General features: G+C 62.7%; 3 protein-coding genes. 1 reads left to right on the top strand and 2 read right to left on the bottom strand.

The features are described 5' to 3' along the window. Nucleotides 1–273: 273 nt before the first annotated feature. Entirely contained in the window at nucleotides 274–1440 is a 1167-nt protein-coding gene (locus ACE3UY_RS17265; RefSeq protein ID WP_374688730.1) for a GAF domain-containing sensor histidine kinase, read from the bottom strand. Between the two features lie 41 nt (nucleotides 1441–1481). Further along, nucleotides 1482–2138: a response regulator gene (locus ACE3UY_RS17260; RefSeq protein ID WP_374688729.1), complete on the bottom strand. Its 657-nt coding sequence runs from the start codon at nucleotides 2136–2138 to the stop codon at nucleotides 1482–1484. 366 nt (nucleotides 2139–2504) lie between these two features. Between ACE3UY_RS17260 and ppdK the strand changes: the two genes are divergently transcribed. Next, on the top strand, nucleotides 2505–5128 hold a 2624-nt coding region (gene ppdK / locus ACE3UY_RS17255; protein ID WP_374688728.1), incomplete at its 3' end, for a pyruvate, phosphate dikinase.

Raw genomic sequence — 5128 nt, 5'->3', positions numbered from 1 at the left:
CTGATCTTCTTCGCGCCGTCCGCGCCCATTGATTTGCCCATCTCTATAGGTGTCTGCAACATAGTCAGCACCTTTCGCAACCCGCTCGCGGCCCGGCACAGCCCAATAAGGACACGCGCCAAGTCGACGATCACACAACATTCGCCATTTCAGGCAGTATAGCGACTTGCGCGCCGAAAACTCAATGACGTTTGTCATCGATCCGGGCGACATCTATCACGTGATGGGCCGCATTCGGGCGCGGCTAGGGGGATACGGGGGCGAAGCGAGGGGTCAGCGCGGCAGATCGAGGGCCACGGTCGTGCCCCGGCCCGGGGTGGAATCGAGCAGGAACATGCCGCCCAGGCCTTCCGCGCGCGCCTGCATGTTGGCTAATCCATGGCCGACGCGCAAAGCCTCGTTAGTGGTGTCGAAGCCGCGGCCGTCATCCTGGATCGACAGCGACACCCGGGCTGCGGTGCAATGGAGCGTCACATTGACCTTCTTGGCGCGCGCGTGGCGGGCCACGTTCGCCAGCGCCTCCTGAGTAGTCAGGAAGATAGCCCGGCCGAGTGGCAGCGGCAGGTCGTCCAGCCGTTCAGGCATGCTCATCGAGACAGGAACCATCGTGTTGGCCTGAAACTCACGCACCAGTTGGGCCAGCCCCTGTTGCACGTCACCCGCGAAGCGGCGCGGGCGAAGGTCAAGAATGAAGTTGCGGATGTCGCGAATGGCATCATTGAGGCCGGCGACAGCTGTATCCAACAGGGCGGCGGCTTCGTCGGCCCCCTCGGGCAGCGCCAGCCGCGACGATTCCAGCGTCAGGCCGACCGCGTAGATGGACTGGATGACGCCATCATGCAAATCCATACCAATGCGCGTGCGCTCTTCCAAGACCGCCAGTCGCTCCACTTGCGAATAGAGGCGCGCGTTCTGGATCGCCACGGCGGCATGGGCGGCGAGCATCTGGATCAACTCCTGATCGGCCTGGCTGAACTCCGCCTCCCCGATTTTGTCGGCCAGGTAGAGATTGCCGAGTGTCTCGCCCGCGCCAACGATGGGTACGCCCAGGAAGCTCTCCATCTCCGTATGGCCGCTGGGAAAACCGACCGAGCGGGCATCGCCCCGGATGTGCGAGACGCGGATGGGGGCCTGGCCGTGGATGATCGCGCCCAACAGCCCTTCGCCGCGCGGCCAGTGGGCAATGAGCCGGGCGTGATCGCGCTCGAAGCCGCTGTGGACGAAGCGTTGCACGTTGCCCGGTCCCGGCACACGCCAGTCGCCGACAGCCAGCGCGGCGTAGCGCGCCCCGACCAGCTCGCGGGCCGAGTCGACGATCAGTTGCAAAACGCGGTCAACGTCCAGCTCGCTGGCAATCGCCAAGGCCGCCTGGTTCAGGGTGGAAAGCGCCCGGCGGGCGTAGTTCTCGTCAATCGGGTGGCTGACAGGTGTGTCGGACATAATGGCGCGACAAACATCCGGCGCGACGGCCGGGTATTCAGCTAAATGTGGTCGGCAAGGTGGTGTTTGATGGCATAGGCCGCGGCCTCGGCCCGGTTCGAGACACCTAGTTTCGACAGGATGCTACTGACGTAGTTGCGCACCGTGCCCTCACTGAGAAACAACTCGGTCGCGATCTCACGGTTCGTCTTGCCCTCAGCAATGAGCAGCAATACTTGCCGCTCCTGACTGGTCAAGTCCTGAAAGGCGACAGCCTCCTCTTTCTTGATCGAGCGCCGCACCTCGGAGAAGACGCGCTGGGTCAGTGTCGGGTCCAGCATGGATTCGCCCCGCGCCGCGGCTTCGATGGCTCGCACGACCTCACCGCCGGCAATCTGCTTGAGGAGATAGCCGCTGGCTCCGGCGCGAATGGCGGCAAACAGCAGTTCGTCCTCGGCGAAGGAGGTCAGCATGATCACCTTCGTGTCGGGCAAGCGTTCCTTGATCTGTTGGCAAGCCTCGATCCCGCTGCCGCCGGCCAGGCGAATATCCATCAAGACGAGATCGGGTTGCTGCTCCTCGGCCATGGCGACGGCCTCTTCCTGGCTGGAGGCTTCGCCCACAACGGTAAAACTAGGGTGGCGTTCCAGCAAGGCCCGCATACCAAGACGGACCACTTCGTGGTCATCGACAAGCAGCAGTCGCAGCATCTGAGTCATATTGGCTTCAAGTATAACCAGTCCACTCACTGAGGCCAATAGAGAGAGAAGGCATCCAGGGCAATCGCATACCTGCAACAGCTTGTGCTTGTTCGTAGTCAGGCAATTCGTTGCCGTTCTTCCCCTTCTCGCGCAAAGAACGGCAATGAATTGCCTGACTACGAACCATGCACCAATCAGGTCTTCGTTTATCGCATGACTTTTGTCAGCGATACAGGTGCAATCTGTCACTAACGGGCGAGGAGCGGAATCCTTAGAATGGCTACGGATTGACACCGAATGCTCGTATGCCGCGCGGGCGGCCTACAGTCTACAGTCTTATCTTAGGAGACAAGTCTCATGTCGGAACAAGTTTTGACAACACCTGTGAAACACGATGATACCGGTAACGGGCACAAACCCCAGGCCGGCACGAAGTGGGTTTACCTATTCAATGAAGTCAAGGAAGCAGAGGCGCACGTCGGCGGCCAATGGGACGGCGTTCGGGCGCTGATGGGCGGCAAGGGCGCCAACCTGGCCGACATGACGCGCCTGGACATCCCCGTGCCCCCCGGCTTCACCGTCACTACCGAAGCCTGCAACGCCTATCTGGCCTCCGGCAACCAGTTCCCGGAAGGGATGTGGGAGCAGGAATTGGCGGCCGTGAAGGAGATCGAGAAGCAGACCGGCAAGAAGTTCGGCGGCACGGACAACCCGCTGCTCGTCTCCTGCCGCTCCGGCGCGAAGTTCTCCATGCCCGGTATGATGGACACCGTCCTGAACATCGGCCTGAATGACGAGATCGCCGAGACGATGGTTCGCCTGACCGGCGACCGTCGTTTCGTTTTTGACCTCTATCGCCGTCTTATCCAGATGTTCGGCAGCGTCGTCATGGGCGTGCCGGACGAGGCGTTTGAGCCGGTCATCACCGCCCGCCGCAAGCTGGCCGGTGTGACGACGGACTCCGAATTGGGGGCCGAGGACTGGGCCGTCGTGACGCGCCGCTTCAAGGAAATCTATCGCACCTTCACGCGCACCGACTTCCCGGTTGACCCGTACGAGCAGTTGCGTCTGGCCACCGAAGCCGTCTTCAAGTCCTGGAACGGCCGCCGCGCCATCGACTACCGCAACGCGGCCGGCATTGCCCACAATCTGGGCACGGCCGTGAATATCCAGACGATGGTCTACGGCAACATTGGCAACAACTCGGCCACGGGTGTCGCCATGTCGCGCAACGCCTCCACCGGCGAACAGGAGCCAGAAGGCGACTTCCTGGTCAACGCCCAGGGCGAAGACGTGGTGGCCGGCATTCGTCTGACCCAGCCGCTGGCTGAGTTGAAAGACATCATGCCGAGCGCTTACGAGGAGTTCCTCACCATCGCCCGCAAGCTGGAAAAGCACTACCGCAACATGCAGGATATGGAGTTCACCATCGAGAACGGCAAGCTCTGGCTCCTGCAAACCCGCGACGGCAAGCGCACCGCTCAGGCGGAAGTCAAGATCGCCGTCGATTTGGTCGAAGAAGGGCTAATCAACAAGGAAGAGGCCGTGTGGCGCGTGAAACCGGCCCAGGTTGACTTCTTCCTGCACCCGCAACTCGACGTGGCGGCTGTGAAGGCGGCCCGCAAGATCGCCTCCGGTCTGAATGTCTCCCCCGGCGCGGCTGTGGGTGTCGTCGCTTTCGACGCCGACACGGCCGAGCGGTGGGCCAAGGAAGAGGGGCGTCCGGTCATCATGGTTCGCCCGGAGACAAAGCCCGATGACGTGCACGGCATGCTGGCCGCGCAGGGCATCCTGACCAGCCGCGGCGGCCGCACCAGCCACGCCGCGCTCGTCGCCCGCCAGTTCGGCAAGCCGGCTGTCGTCGGCGTCATGGAACTGGAGATCGACCTCGACACGCGCCAGATGTGCATCGGCGAGGACTTGTGCGTGAAGGAAGGCGAGTGGATTTCGCTGGACGGCACGCTGGGCCACGTCTACCTCGGCCAATTGGCGACGGTCGTGCCCGACATCAAGAACTCGTACCTGATCAAGCTGCTCGGCTGGGCGGACGAAATCCGCACGCTGGGTGTGTGGGCCAACGCTGACTACCCGCGCGACGCCCAACGCGCCCGCGAGTATGGCGCGCAGGGCATCGGCCTGTGCCGCACAGAGCACATGTTCTTCGAGGCCGAGCGCCTGCCCATCGTACAACAGATGATCATGGCCAAGAACGTGACCGAGCGTAACGAGGCGCTGGACAAGCTGTTGCCCTTGCAGCGCGGCGACTTCGACGGTCTGTTCCGCGCCATGGACGGCCAGCCGGTTATCATTCGCCTGATTGACCCGCCGCTCCACGAGTTCCTGCCCTCCTATGAGGAGCTGGTGCAGCGTCTGGCCGACCTGAAGGTGCAACTCCAGCACTTCCACACGCTGAGCGAGATTGACGAGGCGCTGGCGGAGATTCGCGTGAAGCAGGCCTACCTGGAGCGCGTCGAAGCGCTGCGGGAGCAAAACCCGATGCTGGGCACGCGCGGCGTCCGTCTGGGCATCATTATCCCGGAACTGACCAAGATGCAGGTGCGCGCCATTTTCGAGGCGGCCTGCCAGTGCGCCCGCGACGGCGTGGACGTGCAGCCCGAAGTGATGATCCCGCTCATCTTCCACGTCAACGAGCTGAAGGTGCAGCAGACGACGCTGGAAGCGGTGGCCAAGGAAGTCATGGACGAGTACGGGATGGAGATCAAGTACAAGTTCGGGACGATGATCGAGATCCCGCGCGCCGCGCTGACGGCGGACGAGATCGCCGAGGTGGCGCAGTTCTTCTCCTTCGGGACGAATGACCTGACGCAGACGACCTACGGCATCTCCCGCGATGACGCGGAGTCCGGCTTCCTGGTCGAGTACCAGCAGCGCAACATCCTGGAAGAGAACCCGTTTGCCACGATTGACGCCAACGGCGTCGGCAAGCTGATGAAGATGGGCGTCGAACTCGGCCGCGCCACCCGCCCCGACCTCGAAGTAGGTATCTG

Origin of the sequence: Promineifilum sp. (SeqCode), from assembly GCF_041918635.1 — a bacterium.
Lineage (GTDB): Bacteria > Chloroflexota > Anaerolineae > Promineifilales > Promineifilaceae > Promineifilum.
The sequence above is the reverse complement of the archived record's forward strand: the minus strand, read 5'-3'. Positions and strand labels throughout refer to the sequence as shown.

Coding starts and splice junctions, on each gene's coding strand:
- ACE3UY_RS17265 (WP_374688730.1), bottom strand. CDS start 1,440: ATGTCCGACACACCTGTCAGCCACCCGATTGACGAGAACTACGCCCGC.
- ACE3UY_RS17260 (WP_374688729.1), bottom strand. CDS start 2,138: ATGACTCAGATGCTGCGACTGCTGCTTGTCGATGACCACGAAGTGGTC.